This window comes from Streptomyces sp. NPDC002156 (assembly GCF_053593675.1).
In genome coordinates, this window is the sequence record NZ_JBSFDA010000079.1 from 21669 (window position 1) to 46450 (window position 24782).

Consider the following 24782-nt stretch of genomic DNA (forward strand, 5'->3'; position numbering starts at 1 on the left):
ACCCCCGCCCACTACTCTGGAAGGTCGATCCACCCCCGCGTCAGGAGAAAAATGGCCGTCAACCTCGTCAATGTCGAGAACGTCAGCAAGGTGTACGGGACCCGTGCCCTGCTCGACGGGATCTCGCTCGGGGTGTCCGAGGGGGACCGGATCGGGGTCGTGGGTCGTAACGGCGACGGTAAGACCACCCTCATCCGGATGCTCGCCAAGCTGGAGGAGGCCGACACCGGGCGCGTGACCCACTCCGGCGGACTGCGCCTCGGCGTCCTCACCCAGCATGACTCCCTCGACCCCACCGCCACCGTCCGCCACGAGGTCATCCGGGACATGGCGGACCACGAGTGGGCCGGAAACGCCAAGGTCAGGGACGTACTCACCGGACTCTTCGGCGGGCTCGACCTGCCGGGGTTCCCGCAGGGGCTCGACACCGTCATCGGGCCGCTCTCCGGTGGTGAGCGGCGTCGGATCGCGCTCGCCAAGTTGCTCATCGACGAGCCCGACCTGATCGTTCTCGACGAGCCGACCAACCATCTCGACGTCGAGGGCATCTCCTGGCTGGCCAAGCATCTGCGCGAGCGCCGCTCCGCGCTCGTCTGCGTCACCCACGACCGCTGGTTCCTCGACCAGGTCTGCACCCGTATGTGGGACGTGCAGAAGGGCGATGTCTATGAGTACGAGGGTGGGTACTCCGACTACGTCTTCGCCCGTGCCGAGCGTGAGCGCATCGCCGCCACCGAAGAGGTCAAGCGGCAGAACCTTGTGCGCAAGGAGCTGGCCTGGCTGCGGCGCGGTGCGCCCGCCCGTACCTCCAAGCCGCGCTTCCGCGTCGAGGCCGCCAACGAGCTGATCGCCGACGTACCGCCGCCCCGCGACAGCAGCGAGCTGATGAAGTTCGCCTCGTCCCGGCTCGGCAAGACCGTGTTCGATCTGAAAGACGTCACCGTGCAGGCCGGGCCCAAGGTGCTCCTCAAGCACCTCACCTGGCAGCTCGGCCCCGGTGACCGTATCGGCCTCGTCGGAGTGAACGGCGCCGGCAAGACCTCCCTCCTCCGTGCCATGGCCGACGCGGCCACCAGCGAGGGCGAGACGCAGCCCGCCGCCGGGCGGGTCGCCGTCGGCAAGACCGTCAAGCTGGCCTATCTCTCCCAGGAGGTCGGCGAACTCAACCCCAACCTCCGGGTGTTGGAAGCCGTACAGCAGATCCGCGACCGCGTCGACCTCGGCAAGGGGCGCGAGCTGACCGCCGGACAGCTGTGCGAGACGTTCGGGTTCGGGAAGGAGAAGCAGTGGACCCCGGTGGGGGACCTGAGTGGTGGTGAGCGGCGTCGGCTGCAGATCCTCCGTCTCCTCATGGACGAGCCCAACGTCCTCTTCCTCGACGAGCCCACCAACGATCTCGACATCGAGACCCTCACTCAGTTGGAAGACCTGCTCGACGGGTGGCCCGGCTCCATGGTCGTCATCTCCCACGACCGGTTCTTCGTCGAGCGGACCACCGACCGCGTCTTCGCCCTCCTCGGCGACGCCTCCCTCCGTATGCTGCCGCGCGGCATCGACGAGTACCTGGAGCGACGGCAGCGCATGGAGGAGGTCGCGGCAGCCGCCATCCAGGCCGCCGCCCCCGCCACCAAGGCCGTCGCCGAGAAGAGCGCAGCCGACACCCGTGCAGCGAAGAAGGAACTCCAGAAGATCGAGCGGCAGTTGGACAAGCTCTCCGAGCGCGAGAGCAAGCTGCACACCCAAATCGCCGACAACGCCACCGACTTCGGGAAAGTGGCCAAACTCGATGCCGAACTGCGCGAACTCTCCGGCGAACGCGACGAACTCGAACTTCGGTGGCTGGAACTCGCGGACGACGCGTAGAACTCGCGGACATGGCATGAAGAGCACGTGAACGCGCATAACGGCGGCATCACGGGGCCGTTCGCCCTTGGGAACAGAGGTGGGAGGGGTGGATACAGTCCGGTGCGGGACGGCCACGGAGTGGTAGAAAGAGCCCCCTGAGAACTCCCTGAGCGACCGCGATTCCGTACCTTTTGGTACCTCAGGGCGTGGCTAAAAATCAGCTGAAGGGGGAACGCGCTGATGACCCAGCCGCCCAGCCAACCACCCCAGGGGCCGTACGCAGGCCCGCCCCAGGGCGGCTTCGGACCGCCCCCGGAGCTGCCACAGGCCGGTGCTCCGCAGGGAGTGCCGTACGGGGCCCCGCCGCCCCCGCAGTCCCCGCCGCCGCCCCTGCCCACCGTCCCGCCCCAGTCCGGTTACGGCCATCCGCAGCAGCCCGGCCCCTACGCCCAGCCGGGCCCGTACGGCAGCCCGCCCGGCCAACCGGGCCCTTATGCCTACGGCTCCGCGCCCGGATACGGCTACCCCGGCCAGCAGCCCCCTCAGTTCCCCGGCGCCCCCGTACCGCCCCCGCCCGGCGGCGGTTCCCGCAACCCTTTCAAGGGGCGCCCCGCGCTGATGCTCGGTGCGGCCGCCGCCGCGCTGCTCGTCATCGGCGGCACGGTGTACGCCGTGACCAGCGGCGACGACGACAAGAAGCCCGCGGCAGCAGGCCCCGACCTCTCCGCGCCCGCCTCCGGACCCGCCGGCTCCGGTGACGACGGCGACGGCGACAACGGCGGCGGTGTCGCCGGTGCCGATCCCGGCGACCTCAACGAGGGGCGCCAGGCAGGCGAGTCGAAGGTGCTCTGGTCCAAGGACGCCCCGGACGCGCCCGCCTCCGGCGCCGATGCCAACGGCATGTGGATCACCGACAAGGTGGCCGTGAAGGCGGCGTACAAAGAGGTGTTCGCCTTCCGGGTCGCGGACGGGGAGACGGCCTGGGGGCCGATCTCCTTCCCCCAGAAGATCTGCGCCGTCACCCCGCAGAAGTCGGCCGACGACAAGATCGTGGTCGCCTATATGAACGGCGACAGCCAGCGCGCCAAGTGCAACAGGCTCCAGCTGCTCGACCTGAACACGGGTGCGAAGGGCTGGAGCGGTGAGGTCGCCGACGGGGCGCTGTTCGACAGCTCGCTCAGCGTCGAGCTGACGATCACCAAGACGACGCTGATGGTCGGGCGCTCGCAGTCCGGGACGGCGTACGACCTCAACACCGGCGCCAAGCTGTTCGACAAGGTGAAGTACGGGGCCGCCTGCTTCCCGGCCGCCTTCGCGGGCGGCGCCAGGCTGATCGTCGTGTCGGCGTGCGGGGCCTCCACCTCCACCGAGCACGACGAGGTGCAGGAGCTGGACCCGAGGACCGGGGCCGCCAAGTGGACGCGGGCGATCCCGAAGGGCTGGGCGGTCGGCCGTACGTACTCCGTCGATCCCGTCGTCCTCTACCTCACCAACGAGGACAAGAAGTCGTGGAACATCTCCACGCTCAAGGCCGACGGCAGCTTCCGTTCCGAGGTGACCGTCGACGAGTCCTTCGCCCCCGTGTGCGGCTGGGCGATCCTCGAACGCGACCTCCAGGGCTGCCAGGGCGTCGCCTCCGACGACCGGACCCTCTACCTGCCGACCGAGGCGACCACCGGCGCCAACGAGATCGTTGCCATAGACCTCGCCACCGGCAAGCAGAAGTGGCGCGCCAAGTCACCGGCCGACGAGTCCATGCTGCCGATCAAGGTCGAGGGCGCGCAGCTCATCGCCTATGTCGAGCCGTCGTACGACACCGGCGGCCAGGTCGTGTCGATCCCGCTCACCGGCAGCAGCCACACCCCGGTGAAGCTGCTCCAGAACCCGGCGTCCGCCGCCGACGTCGAGAACGGCTTCTACTCCAAGGCGTACGACTGGGTCGACGGCCGCTTCTATCTCTCCTCCACCAGGCTGAGCGGCAAGGACGAGCTGAAGGAGAAGCTGATGCTCGCCTACGGCAAGTAACACGCCCCCTCTTCCTTCCCCTCCCTCTCTCTCCGCTCACGAGGTACGCACGCCATGACCCAGCCGCCGCCCCCGCCCCCGCCCAACCAGCCCCCGCCGCCTCCCCCCGGCTACGGCTATCCCCAGGCCGCCCCGAACCCGTACGCCCAGCAGCCCCCGTACGGATACGGCTATCCGACTCCGCCCCAAGCCCCCACCCCCAACCCCAAGCGGAAGCTGAACGCGCAGGCGGTCATCATCGTCTCGGCCGTCGCCGCGATCGCCCTGATCATCGGCGGCGGTGTCTGGTACTCCTCCACGAAGGACAACCAGGCCGGCCAGGGCGAAGAGGCGGGCAACGACAAGAACACCGCGGCCGGCACCACGGCGGGAACCAGTGGCGGCAATGGCTCGGAGAAGGCCCCCGCCGACACCGCCTCCAAAGTCCTCTTCCAGATCCCCGAGCCCGCCATCGGCGCCGACGAGAACAGCGCCACCGTCGTCGGGTCCTGGCTGACCGACTCGGTGTACGCCAAGAGCGGGCACGCCGAGATCGTCGGGTACGACCCCGAGAAGGGCACCAAGCTCTGGACGGTCCCGCTGCCGGGACCGGTCTGCGCGGCCAGCCGGCACACCACCGGCAGCGACCGGACCGCGATCGTGTACGAGCCCGCCATGCCGACCAAGGACAAGCCCTCGCACGGCTGCAGCCAGGTCGCGGCGATCGACCTCGACGCGGGCAAGAAGCTGTGGACGCGGACAGTCAGGTCCGGCGACCAGGTGATCAACCTCAACAACGTGACGGTCAGCGCGAACACGGTCGCCGTCGGCAGCACCAGCGGCGGCGCCGCCTTCGACATCACCGGCAAGTCCCTGTGGGCCCCCAAGCCCACCGACACCTGCTACGACGCGGGCTACGGCGGCGGCGAGAAACTGGTCGCGGTCCGCAAGTGCGGTGCGTACGGCGCCCGTCAGCTGGACATCCAGACCATCGACCCGGTCTCCGGCAAGGTCCTCTCCGAGTACGCGATGGCCAAGGGCATCGAGGGCGCCAGCATCGTCACGACGAACCCCCTGGTCGTGGCCGCCGACGTCAACCGCTCCGCCGGGGACGGCAGCGGCATCTCGGACATCTTCTCCATCGACAACAGGACGGGACAGCTGCGTACGAAGATCTCGGTGCCCGGCGACAAGTACGCCGCCGAGTGCGAGGGCATCACCAGGATCGAGTACTGCACCAAGCTCGCCGTCGGCAACGACAGGATCTACCTCCCCACCGAGAACCACGACGGCACCGGCGAGTACAGCAAGACCAACGAGATCGTCGCCTTCGACCTCGCCACCGGGAAGCAGGACGGTCAGCGGGCCGACGCGGGCGACGGCTGGACGATCTCCCCGCTGCGCATGGACGGCGGCAACGTGATCGCGTACAAGCGCCCGCCCTACGACAAGGGCGGCCAGGTCGTCAGCATCGACGCCGGCACCTTCGCGCAGACGAAGCTGATGGAGAACCCGGCGACGAAGGCGGTGCGCGAGGTCGAGTTCAGCATGCAGCCCGAGTACGCCGAGCTGATCTACGGCGACGGGCGCCTCTACATGTCCCAGGTCTTCGCCCACAAACCCTCCAGTACGGGCGGGACGAGGTATCTGGCCATCGCGTACGGCACCGGCTGAACCCCTGCTCAGGGACGAGGTGGTGCACGTACTACATCATCACCCTCGAATGAGAGGATTTTCGACGATCCGGGGCACTTCTCTCCAGTAGGGGAAGCGCAACGTCGAACAAGCGTGTAGCTTCCGGGGGCATGGGAAGCGGGGGGAGCCGGGGGGCTCCTGTCCGTGCGGACCAATGGGCATCCAGAAGGGACAACCATTGGGGGGACTGGGGGGTGGCTCAGTGGGAGTGCGGCTCATGGTGGTCGACGACCACCGACTGCTCGCCGAGGCGTTGGCCTCGGCGTTGAAGCTGCGCGGGCACCGGGTGCTCGCCGCGGCGGCGCCCGCCGCGGGCGCGGCGGAACTGGTGATCACGCGCGCGCCGGAGGTCTGCCTGCTGGGCACGGCCACACCGGCCGAGCCGGGCATGTTCGACCCGGTGGTGCGGATCAAGCGCGAGCGTCCGCAGGTGGCGGTCCTGGTGCTGGGCCCGGTGCCCAGCCCGCGCGGAATCGCCGCCGCCTTCGCCGCGGGCGCGTCCGGGTACGTACGTCACGACGAGCGCATAGAAGGCGTCGAGCGCGCCATCATGAAGGCCAGGGCGGGCGAGGCGGCGGTCGCTCCCGCGCTGCTCCAGGGCGCGTTCAGTGAACTCCTCAACCCGGCCGCCCAGCCCGACGACGAGGGCCAGCGCCTCCTCCAGATGCTCACGCCGAGGGAGGTCGAGGTCCTGGTCCGGGTCGCCGACGGCGAGGACACCCGGCTGATCGCGGCCGGCATGGGGATCGCGCCCAGCACGGCCCGTACGCATGTGCAGCGGGTGCTGATGAAGCTGGGCGTGGGGTCCAGGCTGGAGGCGGCGGCACTGGCGGCCCGTACGGGCCTGCTGGACCGGGCGGGCCCGGTGCAGCAGCACTCGCCCCCTGGTACCGACTTCTGACGGACGTACGTACGTATCTGACTTCCCGACGGCGGAGCCGGAGTTCCCGTGAACTCCGGCTCCGCTGACGTTTCACGGCCCGCTCAGGGATACCCATGCTTGTGGACTTATGATTTGATGTGTTCGGTTCTGTTTGAAGCTTGGCTTGCAATGGCTGTACTGGCTGGTTTTGGCACGGATGGAGAGTCCGGCGTGAAGAAGACCTCGACGAGGCTCGCCGACGGTCGTGAGCTCATCTACTACGACCTGCGCGACGACACGGTGCGTGACGCGGTGGACCGGCGCCCCCTGGAGCGCACGGTGACCACGTCGCAGGTGCGCCGGGACCCGCTGCTCGGCGACTCGGTGGCGATCGCCTCGCACCGCCAGGGCCGCACCTACCACCCCCCGGCCGACGAGTGCCCCCTGTGCCCCTCCGAGGGCGACCGGCTGAGCGAGATCCCGGACTCCTCGTACGACGTGGCGGTCTTCGAGAACCGCTTCCCCTCCCTGGCCGGCGACTCCGGGCGCTGCGAGGTGGTCTGCTTCACCTCCGACCACAACTCGTCCTTCGCCGACCTCACCGAGGAGCAGACGGGGCTCGTCCTGGAGGCGTGGACCGACCGGACGTCGGAGCTGTCCCACCTCCCTGCCGTCGAGCAGGTGTTCTGCTTCGAGAACCGCGGCGCCGAGATCGGCGTCACCCTCGGCCATCCGCACGGCCAGATCTACGCGTACCCCTTCACCACCCCGCGCACGGCCCTGATGCTCCGCTCGGTGGCCGCGCACAAGGAGGCGACGGGCGGCGAGAACCTCTTCGACGACATCCTGGAGAAGGAACTCGCGGCGGGCGAGCGGATCGTGCTGGCCACCGACCACTGGGTGGCCTTCGTGCCTTACGCCGCCCACTGGCCGTACGAGGTGCACCTGTACCCGCGTCGCCGCGTGCCGGACCTGCTGGGCCTGGACGAGGAGGCCCGCACAGAATTCCCCCAGGTGTACCTGGAACTCTTGAGGCGCTTCGACCGGATCTTCGGTGAAGGGGAACCGCCGACGCCGTACATCGCGGCCTGGCACCAGGCGCCGTTCGGCACGCTGGAGGAGTTCGAGGGCGTCAACCGGGACGACTTCGCGCTCCACCTCGAGCTTTTCACCATTCGCCGTACTTCCGGCAAGCTGAAGTTCCTCGCGGGCTCCGAGTCGGGGATGAGCGTGTTCATCAACGACATCCAGCCGGAGTCCGCGGCCCAGCGACTGCGAGAGGTAGCGAGTTGATGAGCGGTAAGTACCTGGTCACCGGTGGTGCGGGCTATGTCGGCGGGGTGGTCGCCCAGCATCTGCTGGAGGCCGGCCACGAGGTCGTCGTGCTCGACAACCTCTCGACGGGCTTCCGGGAGGGCGTCCCGGCAGGTGCCACGTTCGTGGAGGGCGACATCAGGGACGCGGCCAAGTGGCTCGACTCGTCCTTCGACGGTGTCCTCCACTTCGCGGCCTCCTCCCAGGTCGGCGAGTCCGTCGTGAAGCCCGAGAAGTACTGGGACAACAACGTCGGCGGCTCGATGGCGCTGCTCACGGCGATGCGCGAGGCGGGCGTCCGCAAGCTGGTCTTCTCGTCCACCGCGGCGACGTACGGCGAGCCGGAGGAGACCCCGATCGTCGAGACGGCCCCCACCTCCCCGACGAACCCCTACGGCGCCACGAAGCTGGCCGTCGACCACATGATCACCAGCGAGGCGACGGCCCACGGCCTGGCCGCGGTCTCCCTCCGCTACTTCAACGTGGCGGGCGCCTACGCCACGCAGGGCGAGCGCCACGACCCCGAGTCCCACCTGATCCCCCTCGTCCTCCAGGTCGCCCAGGGCAAGCGGGACGCGATCTCGGTCTTCGGCGAGGACTACCCGACCCCGGACGGCACCTGCGTACGGGACTACATCCACGTCGCCGACCTGGCGGACGCCCACCTCCTCGCCCTCACGGCCGCGACGGCGGGCGAACACCTCATCTGCAACCTCGGCAACGGCGAGGGCTTCTCGGTCCGCGAGGTCGTCGAGACGGTGCGCCGGGTCACCGGCCACCCGATCCCGGAGGTCGTGGCCCCGCGCAGGGGCGGCGACCCGGCGGTCCTGGTCGCCTCCGCCGAGCGGGCCAAGACCCGCCTCGGCTGGAACCCGACCCGGTCGGACCTCGCGGGAATCGTCGCGGACGCCTGGGAGTTCGCGCAGCGCAACGCCAAGTAGCAAGCAAAAAGCAGCACTTAGCACGCACGAAGAAGGGCCAGAGGTAGAGGGCATGACGACTGTGGATGTCGCCGAGGCGTTCGAGGGGCTGTACGGGACCGCACCGGAGGGAGTGTGGGCGGCGCCGGGCCGGGTCAACCTGATCGGCGAGCACACCGACTACAACGACGGCTTCGTCATGCCCTTCGCCCTCCCGCACACGGCGCTGGCAGCCGTCTCCCGCCGCACGGACGGCGTCCTGCGCCTGCACTCCTCGGACATCGAGGGCGGCGTCGTCGAGCTGCGGGTGGGGGACCTGACGCCGGAGTCGGACAGGAACTGGACGGCGTACCCGGCGGGCGTGGTCTGGGCACTGAACGACGCGGGCCACACGTCGGTCGCCGGCGGCGCGGACATCCACCTCACCTCGACGGTCCCGACGGGCGCGGGCCTGTCCTCGTCGGCGGCGCTGGAGGTCGTGGTCGCCCTGGCCCTGAACGACCTGTACGAACTGGGCCTGCAGCGCTGGCAGTTGGCCCGTCTGTGCCAGCGCGCGGAGAACGTGTACGTCGGCGCCCCGACCGGCATCATGGACCAGACGGCGTCGGCGTGCTGCACTGCCGGGCACGCCCTGTTCCTCGACACCCGGGACCTCTCCCAGGACCAGATCCCCTTCGACCTCGCGGCCGAGGGCATGACCCTGCTCGTGGTGGACACCCAGGTCAAGCACTCCCACAGCGAGGGCGAGTACGGCAAGCGCCGCGCGGGCTGCGAGCGGGGCGCGGAGCTGCTGGGCGTCGAGGCGCTGCGGGACGTGGCGTACGAGGACCTGGACGCGGCGCTGGCCCGCCTGGGCGACGAGGAAGAGGTACGGCGCCTGGTCCGCCACGTGGTGACGGAGGACCACAGGGTCGAGCGAGTGGTGGCCCTGCTGAAGTCGGGCGGCGACACCCGCGCCATCGGCCCGATCCTCATCGAGGGCCACGCCTCCCTCCGTGACGACTTCCAGGTCTCCTGCCCGGAACTGGACCTGGTGGTCGAGTCCGCGGTGGAGTCCGGCGCCCTGGGCGCCCGGATGACGGGCGGCGGCTTCGGCGGCTCGGCCATCGTCCTGGTGGAGGCCGAGGACGCCGACCGCGTCGGCAAGGCGGTCGAGGAGGCGTTCGGCGCGGCCGGGTACACGGCACCCCGGGTGTTCGCGGCGGTGCCCTCGGCGGGGGCGCGGCGGGTCGAGTGACGCCGTAGCCGCCCTCTGAGGAGGCGGTCCGCCAACCGGTTGACGTCCGTGGCGGGTCACGGGTCGTCCTTCGGGTCGGCTGGGACGATTCGCCCATGGCACCCGGAACAGGCACAGCCGAGAGTGCGGCGACAGCGCGACTCGTCCTGCTGACACTCGCCGCCGGTCAGTTCCTGATGGCGCTCGACAGCTCTGTCATGAACGTCTCGATCGCGACGGTGGCCGAGGACGTGGGTACGACGGTGACGGGCGTCCAGGGCGCCATCACGGCCTACACCCTCGTGATGGCGATGTTCATGATCCCCGGTGGCAAGGTGGGGGCGCTGATCGGACGCAAACGCGCGTTCCTGATCGGCTGCGTCATCTACGGCTGCGGCTCCCTCACCACGGCCCTCGCACCGAACCTGCCCGTACTGCTGATCGGCTGGTCGTTCCTGGAGGGGATCGGGGCGGCACTCATCATGCCCGCGATCGTGGCGCTCGTGGCAAGCAACTTCGCCGCTGAACGCCGTCCCGCCGCCTATGGACTCGTCGCGGCGGCGGGGGCCGTGGCCATCGCGCTCGGGCCGCTCATCGGCGGTGTCGCGACGACGTACTTCTCCTGGCGCTGGGTCTTCGCCGGCGAGGTCGTCGTGGTGCTCGGCATCCTGGTGCTGGGCCGCCGTATCGCGGACGTGCCGGTCGGCGAACGCCCGCGCATCGATCTCGTCGGCGCGCTGCTGTCCGCCCTGGGGCTGGGGGTCTTCGTCTACGGCGTACTCCGCTCCAGCGAATGGGGCTGGTTCCGGCCGAAGCCCGACGCGCCTTCATGGCTCGGGGTCTCGCTGACCGTGTGGCTGATGCTGGCAGGACTGCTGCTGATCTGGCTCTTCCTCCGCTGGGAGGCCCGCCTGGAGGAACGGCACGGCGAGCCGCTCGTCGACCCGGCCATGCTGCACAACAAGCAGCTCACCGGCGGACTGACGATGTTCTTCTTCCAGTACCTCGTGCAGATGGGCGTCTTCTTCGTCGTACCGCTCTATCTGTCGGTCGCCCTGGGCCTGTCCGCGCTCTCGACCGGTGCCCGCATCCTGCCGCTCTCGCTGACGCTGCTGGCGGCCGCGATCCTGATCCCGCGGTTCCTCCCGGACGTCTCGCCGCGGCGGGTGGTGCGGCTCGGGGTCCTCGCCCTGCTCGCGGGCGCGGTGGTCCTGATGGCCGCGCTCGACGCGGACTCCGACGCGTCGGTCGTCACCGTCCCCCTCCTGCTGATCGGGCTGGGGATGGGAGCGCTGGCGTCCCAGCTCGGTTCCGTCACCGTGTCCGCGGTGCCGAAGGCACAGACCGCGGAGGTCGGCGGCGTGCAGAACGCCGTGACCAACCTCGGCGCGTCGATGGGTACGGCACTCGCCGGGTCGATCCTGATCGCCACCCTCACGTCCTCGTTCCTGACCGCCGTGGACCAGAATCCCGATGTCCCGTCCGGCGTCAAGAGCCAGGCCGCCGTCGAACTCCAGGACGGCGCGCCCTTCCTGTCGGACGCCCAGCTCAAGACCGCCCTGGCCGAAGAGGGCGCGAGCAGCGAGGTGACCCAGGCGGCACTCGACGCGAACGCCGACGCCAGGATCGACGGTCTGCGCGCCGCCCTCGCCATCCTCGCCCTCACCGCCCTCCTCGCGCTGTTCTTCACCCACAGGATCCCGAAGACACAGCCCCGCTAGTGCTCCGACGGACTGGGAGCGGTGCACAGTGCCCAGATCACCAGGGCGTTGATCGCGATGAGGACGATGGCCCAGAACGGCGCGTAGGGGATCCAGAGGAAGTTCGCGAGCATGGCCAGGCCGGCCAGCCCCACGCCGACGACCCTGGCCCAGGTGGCGCCCTGGAACAGAGCGGCACCGGCGAGAGTGATGACCACACCCAGGACCAGATGGATCCAGCCCCATGTGGTGAGATCGAACTCGTACACGTAGTTGCGGGTGGTGACGAACACGTCGTCGTCGGCGATGGCGGCGATGCCCGAGAAGAGCGCCATCAGTCCGCCGAAGATCATCAGGACGCCGGCGAAGACCACCCAGCCGCTGCCGATCCCCGTGTGCGCGGAACTTCGCGCTGCCGCACCCGAGTGTGTTCCGGTCACATGACTGGCCATGGCTGGTTCCTTTCCTGAAGACGGGCGCAGGCGATCATGCCGAGGGCCCGGACGATCGGAAGGGCACCCCGCGACGGCATGGTCACCTCTGGGACGAGAAGACGGATCTGCTGGTCCGTGCTGGTTCCGACCATGGGATGTCCCTCGGTCACGGTGCCCCTGCGTCCAGCCTCCTCCTCCAGCCCGTGGCTCGCCACAGGTGACCTTGCCGGCCGAGATGCCCGCGGGTGCGGAGTGTGGAACGGTGGGAGAGGGCTGGGGCACGTTCTCCACCGGGCGGCTCCGCCCTGGAGGTGGCGACATGGCTGACCAGATCGACGGAAACCTTCCCGAAGAACGGGCAGCGCGGGGACGGGCCGCCCGGGCGGACGCGCCGCGCTCCGCCCACGCCGAGTACCTGCCCGCGGCGAAACGGCCGGACCCGGTGGACACCATCGAGGCACAGTCGGCCGCCCGGGTCCCGGAACTCGTGCCCATCCGCTACGGGCGGATGCTGGAGTCCCCCTTCCGCTTCTACCGGGGCGCCGCAGGCATCATGGCCGGAGACCTGGCCGACACCCCCCGCTCGGGCATCACCGCCCAGCTGTGCGGGGACGCGCATCTCCTGAACTTCCGGCTGCTCGCCTCGCCCGAACGCCACCTCGTCTTCGACATCAACGACTTCGACGAGACCCTGCCCGGCCCCTGGGAGTGGGACGTCAAGAGGCTGGCCGCGAGCCTCGCCATCGCCGGACGCGAGAACGGCTACACGGACGCCGAACGGGCCTCCGTCGTACGCGCCGCCGTACGGTCCTACCGCGAGCGGATGCGCGGCTTCGCCGGCCAGGGCAACCTCGATGTCTGGTACACCCAGGTCGACATGGACACGCTGCAGGCACTGGCGGACCGGAAGCTGGGCTCGCGGGCCCGCGAGCGCACACAGCGGGCCATGACCAAGGCCCGCGGCCGCGACAGCCTCCAGGCCTTCGAGAAGCTCACGGAGGTGGTCGACGGCCGGCGCAGGATCGCCGCCGACCCGCCCCTGATCGTGCCGATCCAGGACCTGCTGCCGGGCGCCGAGCGCGACGCCCTGGAGGAACAGCTGCGCGAGCTGATCGAGCGGTACGGCCACAGCCTGCAGTCCGACCGCCGCCATCTGCTGCGGCAGTACCGGGTCGTCGACATGGCCCGCAAGGTCGTCGGGGTCGGCAGCGTCGGCACCCGCTGCTGGATCATCCTGCTGCTGGGCAGGGACGACGAGGATCCGCTGCTCCTCCAGGCCAAGGAAGCCGACCGGTCGGTGCTGGCCCCGTACGCCGGGGCGAGCGCCCACGACAACCAGGGCGAGCGGGTCGTCGCCGGGCAGCGCCTCATGCAGGCCACCAGCGACATCTTCCTGGGCTGGGAACGCGTCATCGGCCTCGACGGACGCCGACGCGACTTCTACGTCCGCCAGTTGCGGGACTGGAAGGGCATCGCCGAACCCCAGTTCATGGTCCCCAGAACCATGCGTGCCTTCGGTGAGATCTGCGGCGCCACCCTCGCCCGCGCCCACGCCCGCTCCGGGGACCGCATCGCCATCGCCGCCTACCTCGGCGGCGGCGACGCCTTCGACCGCGCACTCACGGTCTTCGCCGAAAGCTACGCCGACCAGAACGAACGTGACCACCGAGCCCTCACCGACGCCGTGCACACCGGCCGGGTCCGCGCGCAGAGCGCATGATTCGAAGGGCAGGAGACAGGAGAACGACCATGAGCGACAGCCTCTACCTGGCGTACGACTATCCGCTGCTGGGCGCGTTCTGGACGATGATGTGGATCTTCCTCTGGATTTTGTGGATCATCCTGCTGTTCCGTGTCATCGGCGATGTCTTCCGCGACGACTCGCTCAGCGGGTGGGGGAAGACGGGCTGGACGTTCTTCGTGATCATCACGCCGTTCCTCGGCATCTTCGTGTACCTGATCGCCCGGGGCCGTGACATGGGCAAGCGCGAACAGCAGTCCGCCAGGGCACGGCAGGAGTCGCTGGATGCGTACATCCGCCAGACCGCGGGAAGCGGAACCACGGGAACGGGCGGCCACGCGGACGAACTGGCCAAGCTCTCCGAGCTGAAGACCAGGGGCGACCTCACCGAGACGGAGTTCCAGCACGCCAAGGAGAAGGTCCTGTCCTCCTGACGCCTACAGGTACCCCCACGTCCGACACATCCCCCGCAGCACCTCAGGTATCTCCTCGGCAGCCGGGGCGGGCCGATCGGGCTGGACCTTCCCCGAGCGGATCTTGTCGTTCCAGTCGCCGAAGCCGCCGCCCAGGACCGAGCCCTCCAGGCTGCTGCCGTACTCCAGCATGCCGGGCTGCCACTCCAGGTCCAGGAAGTCGCAGAGGGCGCGGAGTTCGGTGGCGGGGTCGGCGGTGAGGTCCTCGTACGTGAGGATGTGGCCGCCCAGTTTCGCGTGGGCCTCCTCCATCGCCTCCATGTACTGCAGCACCCGGGACGCCGCCTCCTCGCGGGTGCGGTCGGGCACCGCCTCGTGCCAGGACCGGGCGACCGAGGCCGGGTGGCGGCGCAGGAAGACGAAGCGGGCGTCGGGCCAGGTCTCGGCGATGCGCTGCCACTGGAAGGTGTTGCCCGGGGTCTTCTCCACGATGAACGGCTTGCCCGACTTGACCAGTTCCCGGTGCAGGGCCCGGTCCCAGAGCAGGCCCTCCAGGTCCTCGTAGCCGAGACCGAGCGCCTCGAAGGAGCGTTCCGTGGGGCTGCCGGACTTGAAGTACACCTCCAGGCCGGTCAGATGCAGCTCGTGCGAGGCGTGCAGCTCGGAGTGGGCGCCCAGCATCATGCGGAGCAGTGTCGAGCCCGAGCGCACGGGCGCCAGGACGAAGACCGGACGGTCGAGGAGCCGGTCGACCTCCGGGTCCACCGGATGCCGGGGCGCGGCCGGGGGCCGGGCCGGACGCGGCTGGCGCGGCTTCGGCACGGCGTCCAGGGTGCCGGCCTTCGCACCCGCGACGGTCTTGGACGCGGGGACGCGGCGCACCTGGTAGCCGGTCGTCTCGGCGAGCTTGGAGTTCAGCTTCCGCAGGATGCTCATGGGGCGGCACGCTAGAACTCTTACCTGAGACTTACCTTGGTCTTGCCTGAGACGGGAGTAAAGGCCCGAGGTGAGCGCCCCCTGTCTTTCAGGCCCGGCCTCAAGCCCCTGACCGCAGCCGCTTCGTCAGTGTGTACTCCGTCACCCCCGGCGGATAGTCCGGGATCACGCACACCACCTCGTACCCCTGCTTCCGGTAGAAGTCCGGTGCCTGGAAGTCCCAGGTCTCCAGGCGTACGTCGGTGCACGCGCGCTCCCCGCGCGCCTTGTGCTCCGCCTCCGCGAGGAGACGGGAACCGAGGCCGCTGCCCCGGTGCGGGGCGTCGACCCAGAGGTACGTCACATGCAGCCAGGTCGTCCAGGTGTGGCCGACCAGGCCCCCCGCCAGCTCACCCTTCGCATCCAACGCCCATACATGGAGCGGGAGTTCGCGTTCGGCCGGGGTTCCGCGGAGGGCGCGCAGCACCGGCGATGCCGCCGTGTTCGTGTCGCGCAACCTTGATCGGAGAAGAGAGAGCCATTCCTTGTCGACTTCTGTCTCAATACGAAACATGCGGCACACCATAAACGTGCTGGCCAATCAGTTCTGCGAATTAGCTTCCGCTCCTGCCTCCCGGCCGTACCCTGATGAACAGCACCGGTGGGGGCCGGTGCTGATCAGGGGGCGAGACAGTCGGGTACGACGCCCGGAGTGGGGGTAGCAGTCATCGCACGGCGGCGGCCGCGCGGAGTGACTGCGGCAGCCCCGTCCCAGGCCAGAACCAACAGCCGGGGACTGCTCCGGGCGTCGTGTCCGCACGGGGTGTCCCCCCGACGATTGGGTGTCCCCAGCTCTTGAGGAGCTCGGGGAAGGGGGTTTCAGTGGTTCGCATCCGAGTCCTGGTCGTCGACGACCACCGCATCTTCGCCGAGTCGCTCGCCGCCGCACTGGCCGCGGAGCCCGACGTCGACGTCTCCGCCGCGGGCAGCGGTCCCGCCGCGCTGCGCAGTCTGGAGCGCGCGGTGGCCGAGGGCCGCCGGTTCGACGTCCTGCTCGTCGACTCCGACCTGGGCGGCAATGTGCCCGGAGCGCGTCCGGCGGTGCCCGTGCAGGAGGGCAACGAGGAAGGGCTGGTCGACGGCATCTCGCTGGTCGCGGGCGTCCGTACGGGCCATCCGCATGTACGAACAGTCGTCCTCGCCGAGAAGGACGACCCGAGGCGGGCCGCACTCGCCCTCCAGGCCGGGGCCTCCGGCTGGGTCGCCAAGGACTGCTCGCTGTCCCGGCTGCTGACGGTCATCCGGGGCGTGCTCCGCGACGAGACGCACCTGCCGCCGGCGCTGCTGACGGGCGTACTGCGCGAGCTGACGGCCGCCCGCAAGCACCGCACCGAGAGCGAGCGGCTCGTGGAGTCGCTCACTCCCCGGGAGCGGGAAGTCCTGCGGTGCATGGTCGCCGGCCTCGGCCGCAAGGCCGTCGCCGAACGTCTGTTCCTCTCCCCGCACACCGTGCGCACGCACATGCAGAACGTGCTGGGCAAGCTGGGCGTCCACTCCACCCTCGCCGCCGTCGCCCTCGCCCGACGGGCCGGCGTAGGCCCCGTCGACCTGGGCCCGGCCGTCCGGATCGGCGTGGAGGAGAGCAGCAGCGCCTGACCGGGGACGCCTTCGGCGCTCAGCCGGGGATGTTGTCGAAGGGCGCCGTCAACTGGCGCAGCAGCCCGGCGAGTTCGCCCCGCTGTGCCCGCGACAGCTCCGCCAGGATCGCGCGCTCCTGGTCCAGCAGCCCGGCCAGCGCCTGATCCGCCCTGTCCTGCCCCTCCACCGTGAGCCGCACCAGCACTCCCCGTCGGTCACTGGGGTCGGGGAGCCGCTCCACCAGGCCCTTCTTCGTCAGCCGGTCGATACGGTTCGTCATCGTGCCGGAGGTGACCAGGGTCTGGGTGAGGAGCTGGCCGGGGGAGAGCTGATACGGGTTCCCGGCACGCCGTAGCGCGGTCAGAACGTCGAACTCCCATGGCTCCAGGGCGTGCTCGGCGAAGGCGAGCCTGCGCGCACGGTCCAGATGCCGGGCCAGCCTGCTGACCCGGCTGAGCACTTCGAGCGGTTCCACGTCGAGGTCCGGGCGCTCCCGGCGCCACGCAGCGACCAGTCGATCGACCTCGTCCTCCATGACGATCAGTGTAGTGGTTGTGTCGACGTGAAGTCTCTTGGGATCAAGTCTCTTGACGTCGAGATACTTATGCGGTCAGGCTGGACCCGGAGACCTGACCGTGACCGACAGGAGGCCCACACATGCCGACGTCCGCCCCCACCTGGGACCCCGCCCAGTACCTCCGCCACGCCGACCACCGGGCCCGCCCCTTCACCGACCTCCTGGCCCGAGTACCCACCCTCCCCTCCACCGGGCCCCGCATCGCAGACCTGGGCTGCGGCCCCGGCAACGTCACCACCGTCCTCGCCGACCGCTGGCCCACCGCGCACATCACCGGGTACGACAACTCCGCACCGATGCTGGAACGGGCCGCGCGCTACGCGGGCCCCACGGCGGGCGGTGGGCGCCTCGACTTCGCCCACGCGGACGCCACGGCGTGGGCGCCCTCGGAGACGTACGACCTGATCGTCTCGAACGCCGCCCTCCAGTGGGTCGACGGCCACCTCGACGCCTTCCCGGCCTGGCTGGACGCGGTCGCCCCCGGCGGTACCTTCGCCTTCCAGGTCCCGAACAACCTCGACGCACCCCTGCACACCCTGATGCGCGAACTGGGCACAGGCGCCCGCTGGAAGAGCCGCCTGGGTGAGGTGCTGCGCCACGGGGACTCGGTCCACGCCCCCCTCGTCTACCTCGACCGCCTGGCCCGCCTCGGCTGCGAGACGGACGTGTGGGAGACGACGTACCTCCACGTCCTGGAGGGCGAGGACCCGGTCCTGGACTGGGTCAAGGGCACGGGCCTGCGCCCGGTACTGACGGCCCTGGCGGCCGACCCGGAGGCGAGGGACGCCTTCATCACGGAGTACCGCGACCTGCTGCGGGCCGTCTACCCGACGGAGGAGTACGGCACGGTGCTGCCGTTCCAGCGGCTGTTCGCGGTGGCGCGGAAGGCGGGCTGAGCGATGATCGCCGCCGTCGACCATGTGCAGCTGGCCGCCCCACCCGGCACGGAGGACGCCCTGCGGGCGTACTACGCCGACACCCTCGGCATGACCGAGATCCCGAAGCCACCGGCCCTGGCCGCACGGGGCGGCTGCTGGTTCCAGGCGGGCCCGGTGCAGTTGCATCTCGGGATCGAGAAGGCCTTCCGACCGGCCAGAAAGGCCCACCCGGGCCTGCGGGTCGTCGGCATCGAGGCGTACGCGGAGAGGCTGGCCGCAGGCGGGGCAGCGGTGGCCTGGGACGACGAACTCCCGGGCCACCGGCGGTTCTTCTCGTACGACCCGGTGGGGAACCGGCTGGAGTTCCTGGAACCGGGAGTTCGTTGACCAATCGGGCTGTGGGCGGCTGCGGGTCGTGTGTGGCTTGTCGCGCAGTTCCCCGCGCCCCTGGGTGGGTGTGCGGGGCCCTCGTCGAGAAGGCGCCCCAAGCCCGGCGCTTCCAGTCCGGCGCGCCCCGCAGTTGAAACGCGCCCCCGGCCAGGCGCACCGACCTCAGCGCACCCTCACCTGAAAAGTACCCTCAGGCCTTCCGGCGCCCGATCAAGTGCGGCTTCGCCTCCAGCCCGTCCAGGCCGTTCCACGCCAGGTTCACCAGGTGGGCCGCCACCTCCGCCTTGCGGGGGCGGCGTACGTCCAGCCACCACTGGCCTGTCAGGGCGACCATGCCGACCAGGGCCTGGGCGTACAGGGGGGCCAGTTTCGGGTCGAAGCCCCGGCTCTTGAACTCGCGGCCCAGGATGTCCTCCACCTGGGTGGCGATGTCCGAGATGAGAGACGCGAAAGAGCCCGTCGACTGGGGGATGGGGGAGTCGCGGACCAGGATGCGGAAGCCGTCCGTGTACTCCTCGATGTAGTCGAGGAGCGCGAAGGCCGCCTGTTCGCACAGTTCGCGCGGGTGGCCGGCCGTCAGGGAGCTGGTCACCATGTCCAGCAGGCGCCGCATCTCGCGGTCCACCACCACCGCGTACAGGCCCTCCTTGCCGCCGAAGTGCTCGTAGACGACGGGCTTGGAGACGCCGGCCTTCGCCGCGATCTCCTCCACCGACGTCGCCTCGAAGCCCTTCGCGGCGAACAGGGTGCGGCCGATCTCCAGCAACTGGGCCCGGCGCTCGGCACCCGTCATCCGGGTGCGGCGGGGGCGCCGCGGTTTCTCATTGCTCGGAGTGCTGCTGGAGTCGGTCGCCACGCCGTCAATCATGCCGCCTTCGCGGGCTCCTTCCGGCGCCGAGGACTGTCATCGTCCGTGTTTCGACGGGAATCGATACGCGAGCGTGACGGCCAGCGCACGTCATAGGCCCAGCCGAGCATCTCGAACCAGCGGACAAGCCGCGCCGAGGAATCGATCTGCCCGCGCATCACACCGTGCCGCGCCGACGTCGGGTCGGCATGGTGCAGGTTGTGCCAGGACTCGCCGCAGGACAGGACGGCCAGCCACCAGACGTTCCCCGAGCGGTCACGCGACTTGAACGGCCGCTTGCCCACCGCGTGGCAGATCGAGTTGATCGACCAGGTGACGTGGTGGAGCAGGCAGACCCGGACCAGCGAGCCCCAGAAGAAGCCCGTGAACGCGCCCCACCAGGACATCGTCACCAGGCCGCCGATCAGCGCCGGCAGCATCAGGGACAGGCCGGCCCACAGGAGGAACTGGCGCGAGATCGTGCGGATCGCCGTGTCCTTGATCAGGTCGGGCGCGTACTTGTCCTGCGGAGTCTGCTCCTCGTCGAACATCCAGCCGATGTGGGCCCACCACAGGCCCTTCATCAGCGCCGGAACCGTCTCCCCGAACCGCCACGGCGAATGCGGGTCGCCCTCCGCGTCCGAGAACTTGTGGTGCTTGCGATGGTCAGCCACCCAGCGCACCAGCGGGCCTTCGACGGCCATCGAACCGGCGATCGCGAGGGCGATCCGCAGCGGCCGTTTGGCCTTGAAGGCGCCGTGCGTGAAGTAGCGGTGGAAGCCGATCGTGATGCCGTGACAGCCCAGGTAGTAGAAGGAGACGAGCAGGCCGAGGTCCAGCCAGCTCACCCCCCAGCCCCACGCCAGCGGCACCGCCGCCAGCACAGCGAGGAACGGGACGATGATGAAGAGAAGGAGCGTGATCTGTTCGAGCGACCGTTTCCGTTCGCCGCCGAGGGTGGCTGAGGGCAGTGGGGTGCCGTCGGGCACGGTCGGGTTCGAGTTCGAAGCGTCTTCGATCACTTCGGAACCTGAGGTGGTCATGCGCGTCCCCTGTGGGGTGATGGGTCCAGTCCAGATTGGGCAGACACCGGGGTACGGGATCCGAGGAGGCCTTCGGATCCTCAGGCTCCCTACGGTTGCGTAACCTACGGCGTCGTAAGTATGGCAGCGCGTCGCCCGGCGGCAAGAGCCCGAAATTCTGCGCGTCCGACTCGACACCTATCCTTAGGTCGGTCGGACAGCGCGGTCCGCTTTGTTTAGTTCCCGGATGTTCCGCCCCTATGCCCGCCGAGCCTCCACACTGCAAGGAGCCGCACCTGTGAGCAGTGCCGACGACCATGGCCAGGCCACCACGACGACCAGCGGTGAGCTGCGCGCCGACATCAGGCGCCTGGGCGACCTGCTCGGCGAGACCCTCGTCCGCCAGGAGGGCCCTGAGCTGCTGGAACTCGTGGAAAAGGTCCGCCACCTGACCCGCGAGGACGGCGAGGCCGCCGCCGAGCTGCTGCGCGGCACCGAGCTGGAGACCGCCGCCAAGCTCGTCCGCGCCTTCTCCACCTACTTCCACCTCGCGAACGTCACCGAGCAGGTGCACCGAGGCCGTGAACTGCGCGCCAAGCGCGCCGCCGAGGGCGGCCTCCTCGCCCGCACGGCCGACCGCCTCAAGGACGCCGACCCCGACCACCTGCGCGCCACGGTCAGGAACCTCAACGTTCGCCCGGTCTTCACGGCCCACCCGACCGAAGCGGCCAGGCGCTCCGTCCTCAACAAGCTGCGCCGTATCGCCGCCCTGCTGGAGACCCCCGTCATCGAGGCGGACCGACGCCGCTACGACACCCGTCTGGCCGAGAACATCGACCTCGTATGGCAGACGGACGAACTGCGCGTCGTACGCCCCGAGCCCGCGGACGAGGCCCGCAACGCCATCTACTACCTCGACGAGCTGCACGCGGGCGCGGTCGGGGACGTGCTCGAAGACCTCACCGCCGAACTCGAACGCGTCGGGGTCAAGCTCCCCGACGACACCCGGCCCCTCACCTTCGGCACCTGGATCGGCGGCGACCGCGACGGCAACCCCAACGTGACCCCGCAGGTCACCTGGGACGTCCTGATCCTCCAGCACGAGCACGGCATCAACGACGCCCTGGAACTGATCGACGAGCTGCGCGGCTTCCTCTCCAACTCCATCCGCTACACCGGAGCCACCGAGGAACTCCTGGAGTCCCTCCGCGCCGACATCGAACTGCTGCCCGAGATCAGCCCCCGGTACAAGCGCCTCAACTCCGAGGAGCCCTACCGCCTCAAGGCCACCTGCATCCGCCAGAAGCTGGAGAACACCAAGCAGCGCCTGGCCAAGGACACCCCGCACCAGCCCGGCCGCGACTACCTCGGCACCGGCCAGCTCCTCGCGGACCTCACCCTCATCCAGACCTCCCTGCGCGAACACCGCGGCGGCCTCTTCGCCGACGGCCGCATGGACCGTACGATCCGCACGCTCGCGGCCTTCGGCCTCCAGCTCGCGACCATGGACGTACGGGAACACGCCGACGCCCACCACCACGCCCTCGGCCAGCTCTTCGACCGCCTCGGCGAGGAGTCCTGGCGGTACGAGGACATGCCACGCGAGTACCGCAACAAGCTCCTCGCGAAGGAGCTGCGGTCGCGCCGTCCGCTCGCGCCCACCCCGGCGCCCCTCGACGCGGCCGGCGCCAAGACGCTCGGCGTGTTCGAGACCGTCAAGAAGGCCCTCGCCGTCTTCGGGCCCGAGGTCATCGAGTCGTACATCATCTCGATGTGCCAGGGCTCCGACGACGTCTTCGCGGCTGCCGTGCTGGCCCGCGAGGCCGGTCTGATCGACCTGCACGGCGGCTGGGCCAAGATCGGCATCGTGCCGCTCCTGGAGACCACCGACGAGCTGAAGGCCGCCGACACGATCCTGGAGGACATGCTCTCCGACCCGTCCTACCGGCGCCTCGTCGCGCTCCGGGGCGATGTCCAGGAGGTCATGCTCGGGTACTCGGACTCCTCCAAGTTCGGCGGCATCACCACCAGCCAGTGGGAGATCCACCGAGCCCAGCGCCGCCTGCGTGACGTGGCGCACCGCTACGGTGTCCGGCTGCGGCTCTTCCACGGCCGCGGCGGCACAGTCGGCCGAGGCGGCGGTCCCTCGCACGACGCGATCCTCGCCCAGCCCTGGGGCACCCTGGAGGGCGAGATCAAGGTCACCGAGCAGGGTGAGGTGATCTCCGACAAGTACCTGGTCCCCTCGCTGGCCCGCGAGAACCTCGAACTGACGGTCGCCGCCACCCTCCAGGCCTCCGCCCTGCACACCTCCCCGCGCCAGTCCGACGAGTCCCTCGCCCGCTGGGACGCGGCCATGGACGTGGTGTCCGACGCCGCCCACGCCGCCTACCGCAGGCTGGTCGAGGATCCGGACCTGCCGACGTACTTCCTCGCCTCCACGCCGGTGGACCAGCTCGCCGATCTGCACCTGGGCTCGCGGCCCTCCCGCCGCCCCGGCTCGGGCGTCTCGCTGGACGGACTGCGCGCGATCCCGTGGGTGTTCGGCTGGACCCAGTCCCGGCAGATCGTGCCGGGCTGGTTCGGCGTCGGGTCGGGCCTGAAGGCGCTGCGGGAAGCGGGCCTGGACACGGTCCTGGACGAGATGCACGAGCAGTGGCACTTCTTCCGCAACTTCATCTCCAACGTCGAGATGACCCTCGCGAAGACCGACCTGCGCATCGCCCAGCACTACGTCGACACCCTCGTCCCCGAGAACCTCAAGCACGTGTTCGACGTCATCCGCGCCGAACACGAACTGACGGTCCGCGAGGTCCTCCGCGTCACCGGCGAGAGCAAGCTCCTGGAGGCCAACCCGGTCCTCCAGCAGACCTTCACCATCCGCGACGCCTACCTGGACCCGATCTCCTACCTCCAGGTGACCCTGCTGAAGCGCCAGCGCGACGCGGCGGCAGCGGGCGCCGAGCCCGACCCGCTCCTCGCCCGCGCCCTGCTCCTCACCGTCAACGGAGTCGCGGCGGGCCTGCGCAACACCGGCTGAGCCGGACGGACATGGGTTGAGGGTGCCCTCGTACGCATGATCACGCGTACGGGGGCACCCTCATGTCCTTGCATGTGTACGGGGGCACCCTCATGCCCCTTACAACGCCACCCAGGCCGCCGTCACCAGCGCCAAGCCGCTCCCGGCCAGCGCCCAGCCCGTCCGCGTCAGTCCCAGTCCGCCCGCCACCACGACCGACGCCAGCAGCAGCGCGCCGCCCAACGGCACCCAGGCGTACAGGAAACCGGCCGGGCCGGACCGTACGACATCACGGCTGCCCGGCTTCACGACCACGGTGTACGTCTCGCCCGCGCTGACCCCGACCGTCTGGTCCAGGACCACCTCGCCCCGCGCCTCGGAACCCACCGACACCGGCCGGTACGACCCCGTACAGACGCCGTCCTCGCACTCCGCCACGGTCATCGTGCCCTGCTCACGGCCCTTGGAGAGCATCACGTGCTGGGCCGTCCCCCAGGACGCCCAGACGCCCGCGATCAGGATCAGCGCGGCGACCGTACCCATCGCCGCGAGCTGTCCGAACCGGAGGGCGGCGACCGAGGCCTGGCGGGAAGAGGTGGCTGTGGCAGGCATGGCGGGGATCATTGGCCATGCCTCAACGAAGAGTCAACCTCGGGCCGTCCGGACGACCGGACAAGTCAGGAGTTGTACGTGCTTTGCGCCCGCTCAAGACCCTCGATCACCAGACACTCCACGGCATCCGCGGCCCGGTCCACGAAGTAGTCCAGCTCCTTGCGCTCCGCAGCGGAGAAGTCCTTCAGCACGAAGTCGGCGACCGGCATCCGGCCCGGCGGGCGCCCGATCCCGAACCGCACCCGGTGGTACTCGGCGGAGAAGGCCTTCGTCATCGACTTCAGCCCGTTGTGCCCGTTGTCCCCGCCGGCGAACTTCAGCCGCAGGGTGCCGAAGTCGATGTCCAGCTCGTCATGGATCGCGACGACGTTGGCGACGGGCACCTTGTAGAAGTCCTTGAGCGCGTTCACCGGCCCGCCCGACAGATTCATGTACGACATCGGCTTCGCCAGGATCACCCGGCGGTTGTACGGTCCCGGCGGACCGATCCGCCCCTCCACGACCTGCGCCTGCGCCTTGCCGGCCCGCTTGAACTTCCCGCCGATCCGTCCGGCCAGCAGGTCGGCCACCATGAAGCCGACGTTGTGGCGGTTGGCCGCGTACTCCGGCCCGGGGTTGCCGAGCCCGACGACCAGCCAGGGGGCGGACGCATCCGTCGTCACGTTCATCTCTCCCTCTTGATACGCGTCCTTGATACGAGTCCTTGATACGCGCGTCGGCCGCCGTTCCGGTACGGAAGC

Annotated in this window: 22 protein-coding genes; 14 read left to right on the forward strand and 8 right to left on the reverse strand. The window is 69.8% G+C overall.

What is annotated here, in order from left to right:
* The first annotated feature begins 51 nt into the window (after nt 1–51).
* The 8 genes from ACWCRB_RS28350 (at nt 52) to ACWCRB_RS28385 (ending at nt 11577) form a co-directional block, all read left to right on the forward strand.
* Entirely contained in the window at nt 52–1863 is a 1812-nt protein-coding gene (locus tag ACWCRB_RS28350; RefSeq protein ID WP_450998736.1) for an ABC-F family ATP-binding cassette domain-containing protein, read from the forward strand.
* Nucleotides 1864–2085: 222 nt separating this feature from the next.
* Nucleotides 2086–3870: an outer membrane protein assembly factor BamB family protein gene (locus ACWCRB_RS28355; protein ID WP_450998737.1), complete on the forward strand. Its 1785-nt coding sequence runs from the start codon at nt 2086–2088 to the stop codon at nt 3868–3870.
* 54 nt (nt 3871–3924) lie between these two features.
* The gene (locus tag ACWCRB_RS28360; protein WP_450998738.1) at nt 3925–5523 is read left to right on the forward strand and encodes an outer membrane protein assembly factor BamB family protein; all 1599 of its coding nucleotides are present in this window, start codon (nt 3925–3927) and stop codon (nt 5521–5523) included.
* 238 nt (nt 5524–5761) lie between these two features.
* Nucleotides 5762–6445 carry a helix-turn-helix transcriptional regulator gene (locus ACWCRB_RS28365; protein WP_450998739.1) on the forward strand — a complete coding sequence of 228 codons (684 nt, stop codon included), beginning with the start codon at nt 5762–5764 and terminating at the stop codon, nt 6443–6445.
* 192 nt (nt 6446–6637) lie between these two features.
* Nucleotides 6638–7699: a galactose-1-phosphate uridylyltransferase gene (gene galT / locus ACWCRB_RS28370; RefSeq protein ID WP_450998740.1), complete on the forward strand. Its 1062-nt coding sequence runs from the start codon at nt 6638–6640 to the stop codon at nt 7697–7699.
* On the forward strand, nt 7699–8661 hold the full coding sequence (galE, locus tag ACWCRB_RS28375; protein WP_450998741.1) for a UDP-glucose 4-epimerase GalE: 963 nt from the start codon (nt 7699–7701) through the stop codon (nt 8659–8661). The genes galT and galE overlap by 1 nt, the downstream gene beginning before the upstream one ends.
* A gap of 52 nt (nt 8662–8713) precedes the next feature.
* Nucleotides 8714–9877 carry a galactokinase gene (galK, locus tag ACWCRB_RS28380; RefSeq protein ID WP_450998742.1) on the forward strand — a complete coding sequence of 388 codons (1164 nt, stop codon included), beginning with the start codon at nt 8714–8716 and terminating at the stop codon, nt 9875–9877.
* A gap of 95 nt (nt 9878–9972) precedes the next feature.
* Nucleotides 9973–11577: an MFS transporter gene (locus ACWCRB_RS28385; protein WP_450998743.1), complete on the forward strand. Its 1605-nt coding sequence runs from the start codon at nt 9973–9975 to the stop codon at nt 11575–11577.
* Here ACWCRB_RS28385 and ACWCRB_RS28390 read toward each other — a convergent pair.
* Complete coding sequence (locus ACWCRB_RS28390; protein WP_450998744.1) at nt 11574–12008, reverse strand: DUF7144 family membrane protein; 435 nt, start codon at nt 12006–12008, stop codon at nt 11574–11576. The two genes, ACWCRB_RS28385 and ACWCRB_RS28390, sit on opposite strands and share 4 nt — an antisense overlap.
* A 301-nt stretch (nt 12009–12309) precedes the next feature.
* Between ACWCRB_RS28390 and ACWCRB_RS28395 the strand changes: the two genes are divergently transcribed.
* Together ACWCRB_RS28395 and ACWCRB_RS28400 are read left to right on the forward strand one after the other, a co-directional pair.
* Nucleotides 12310–13710 (forward strand): DUF2252 domain-containing protein, encoded by a 1401-nt coding sequence (locus ACWCRB_RS28395; RefSeq protein ID WP_450998745.1) that lies wholly within the window; start codon nt 12310–12312, stop codon nt 13708–13710.
* A 29-nt stretch (nt 13711–13739) separates the two neighbouring features.
* The gene (locus tag ACWCRB_RS28400) at nt 13740–14165 is read left to right on the forward strand and encodes an SHOCT domain-containing protein (protein WP_450998746.1); all 426 of its coding nucleotides are present in this window, start codon (nt 13740–13742) and stop codon (nt 14163–14165) included.
* 3 nt (nt 14166–14168) lie between these two features.
* On the opposite strand, the gene ACWCRB_RS28405 is transcribed toward ACWCRB_RS28400, so the two are convergent.
* On the reverse strand, nt 14169–15080 hold the full coding sequence (locus ACWCRB_RS28405; RefSeq protein WP_450998747.1) for a sulfotransferase family protein: 912 nt from the start codon (nt 15078–15080) through the stop codon (nt 14169–14171).
* A 100-nt stretch (nt 15081–15180) separates the two neighbouring features.
* Nucleotides 15181–15633, reverse strand: a complete 453-nt coding sequence (locus ACWCRB_RS28410; protein WP_405537006.1) for a GNAT family N-acetyltransferase — start codon at nt 15631–15633, stop codon at nt 15181–15183.
* Nucleotides 15634–15941: 308 nt separating this feature from the next.
* Here ACWCRB_RS28410 and ACWCRB_RS28415 point away from each other — a divergent pair, with 308 nt between their 5' ends.
* Nucleotides 15942–16715, forward strand: a complete 774-nt coding sequence (locus ACWCRB_RS28415) for a LuxR C-terminal-related transcriptional regulator (RefSeq protein ID WP_235478020.1) — start codon at nt 15942–15944, stop codon at nt 16713–16715.
* A 19-nt stretch (nt 16716–16734) separates the two neighbouring features.
* Here ACWCRB_RS28415 and ACWCRB_RS28420 read toward each other — a convergent pair whose 3' ends face one another.
* Nucleotides 16735–17232 (reverse strand): MarR family winged helix-turn-helix transcriptional regulator, encoded by a 498-nt coding sequence (locus ACWCRB_RS28420; RefSeq protein ID WP_105974558.1) that lies wholly within the window; start codon nt 17230–17232, stop codon nt 16735–16737.
* 122 nt (nt 17233–17354) lie between these two features.
* Here ACWCRB_RS28420 and ACWCRB_RS28425 point away from each other — a divergent pair, with 122 nt between their 5' ends.
* Complete coding sequence (locus ACWCRB_RS28425; RefSeq protein ID WP_450998748.1) at nt 17355–18170, forward strand: trans-aconitate 2-methyltransferase; 816 nt, start codon at nt 17355–17357, stop codon at nt 18168–18170.
* Nucleotides 18171–18173: 3 nt separating this feature from the next.
* The gene (locus ACWCRB_RS28430) at nt 18174–18539 is read left to right on the forward strand and encodes a glyoxalase (RefSeq protein WP_450998749.1); all 366 of its coding nucleotides are present in this window, start codon (nt 18174–18176) and stop codon (nt 18537–18539) included.
* Between the two features lie 193 nt (nt 18540–18732).
* Here the strand turns inward: ACWCRB_RS28430 and ACWCRB_RS28435 are convergent, their stop codons facing one another.
* Entirely contained in the window at nt 18733–19410 is a 678-nt protein-coding gene (locus tag ACWCRB_RS28435) for a TetR family transcriptional regulator (protein ID WP_369035457.1), read from the reverse strand.
* Nucleotides 19407–20432, reverse strand: a complete 1026-nt coding sequence (locus ACWCRB_RS28440) for an acyl-CoA desaturase (RefSeq protein ID WP_450998750.1) — start codon at nt 20430–20432, stop codon at nt 19407–19409. Before ACWCRB_RS28440 ends, ACWCRB_RS28435 begins: the two co-directional genes overlap by 4 nt.
* A 277-nt stretch (nt 20433–20709) precedes the next feature.
* Between ACWCRB_RS28440 and ppc the strand changes: the two genes are divergently transcribed.
* Complete coding sequence (ppc, locus tag ACWCRB_RS28445) at nt 20710–23451, forward strand: phosphoenolpyruvate carboxylase (protein ID WP_450998751.1); 2742 nt, start codon at nt 20710–20712, stop codon at nt 23449–23451.
* A gap of 99 nt (nt 23452–23550) precedes the next feature.
* Here the strand turns inward: ppc and ACWCRB_RS28450 are convergent, their stop codons facing one another.
* Together ACWCRB_RS28450 and pth are read right to left on the reverse strand one after the other, a co-directional pair.
* Complete coding sequence (locus ACWCRB_RS28450; protein WP_450998752.1) at nt 23551–24042, reverse strand: hypothetical protein; 492 nt, start codon at nt 24040–24042, stop codon at nt 23551–23553.
* A 65-nt stretch (nt 24043–24107) separates the two neighbouring features.
* Nucleotides 24108–24710, reverse strand: coding sequence for an aminoacyl-tRNA hydrolase (gene pth / locus ACWCRB_RS28455; RefSeq protein ID WP_389352915.1), 603 nt, complete (start codon nt 24708–24710; stop codon nt 24108–24110).
* Nucleotides 24711–24782: the final 72 nt, after the last annotated feature.

What these genes read in the sequence shown, in the direction of transcription:
- ACWCRB_RS28360 (WP_450998738.1), top strand. Translation starts at nt 3,925, where the DNA reads ATGACCCAGCCGCCGCCCCCGCCCCCGCCCAACCAGCCCCCGCCGCCT.
- galE (WP_450998741.1), top strand. Translation starts at nt 7,699, where the DNA reads ATGAGCGGTAAGTACCTGGTCACCGGTGGTGCGGGCTATGTCGGCGGG.
- ACWCRB_RS28395 (WP_450998745.1), top strand. Translation starts at nt 12,310, where the DNA reads ATGGCTGACCAGATCGACGGAAACCTTCCCGAAGAACGGGCAGCGCGG.
- ACWCRB_RS28435 (WP_369035457.1), bottom strand. Translation starts at nt 19,410, where the DNA reads ATGATTGACGGCGTGGCGACCGACTCCAGCAGCACTCCGAGCAATGAG.
- ACWCRB_RS28405 (WP_450998747.1), bottom strand. Translation starts at nt 15,080, where the DNA reads ATGAGCATCCTGCGGAAGCTGAACTCCAAGCTCGCCGAGACGACCGGC.
- ACWCRB_RS28425 (WP_450998748.1), top strand. Translation starts at nt 17,355, where the DNA reads ATGCCGACGTCCGCCCCCACCTGGGACCCCGCCCAGTACCTCCGCCAC.
- pth (WP_389352915.1), bottom strand. Translation starts at nt 24,710, where the DNA reads ATGAACGTGACGACGGATGCGTCCGCCCCCTGGCTGGTCGTCGGGCTC.
- ACWCRB_RS28350 (WP_450998736.1), top strand. Translation starts at nt 52, where the DNA reads ATGGCCGTCAACCTCGTCAATGTCGAGAACGTCAGCAAGGTGTACGGG.
- ACWCRB_RS28430 (WP_450998749.1), top strand. Translation starts at nt 18,174, where the DNA reads ATGATCGCCGCCGTCGACCATGTGCAGCTGGCCGCCCCACCCGGCACG.
- galK (WP_450998742.1), top strand. Translation starts at nt 8,714, where the DNA reads ATGACGACTGTGGATGTCGCCGAGGCGTTCGAGGGGCTGTACGGGACC.
- ACWCRB_RS28385 (WP_450998743.1), top strand. Translation starts at nt 9,973, where the DNA reads ATGGCACCCGGAACAGGCACAGCCGAGAGTGCGGCGACAGCGCGACTC.
- ACWCRB_RS28390 (WP_450998744.1), bottom strand. Translation starts at nt 12,008, where the DNA reads ATGGCCAGTCATGTGACCGGAACACACTCGGGTGCGGCAGCGCGAAGT.
- ACWCRB_RS28365 (WP_450998739.1), top strand. Translation starts at nt 5,762, where the DNA reads ATGGTGGTCGACGACCACCGACTGCTCGCCGAGGCGTTGGCCTCGGCG.
- ACWCRB_RS28410 (WP_405537006.1), bottom strand. Translation starts at nt 15,633, where the DNA reads ATGTTTCGTATTGAGACAGAAGTCGACAAGGAATGGCTCTCTCTTCTC.
- ACWCRB_RS28450 (WP_450998752.1), bottom strand. Translation starts at nt 24,042, where the DNA reads ATGCCTGCCACAGCCACCTCTTCCCGCCAGGCCTCGGTCGCCGCCCTC.
- ACWCRB_RS28355 (WP_450998737.1), top strand. Translation starts at nt 2,086, where the DNA reads ATGACCCAGCCGCCCAGCCAACCACCCCAGGGGCCGTACGCAGGCCCG.
- ACWCRB_RS28420 (WP_105974558.1), bottom strand. Translation starts at nt 17,232, where the DNA reads ATGGAGGACGAGGTCGATCGACTGGTCGCTGCGTGGCGCCGGGAGCGC.
- ACWCRB_RS28440 (WP_450998750.1), bottom strand. Translation starts at nt 20,432, where the DNA reads ATGACCACCTCAGGTTCCGAAGTGATCGAAGACGCTTCGAACTCGAAC.
- ACWCRB_RS28400 (WP_450998746.1), top strand. Translation starts at nt 13,740, where the DNA reads ATGAGCGACAGCCTCTACCTGGCGTACGACTATCCGCTGCTGGGCGCG.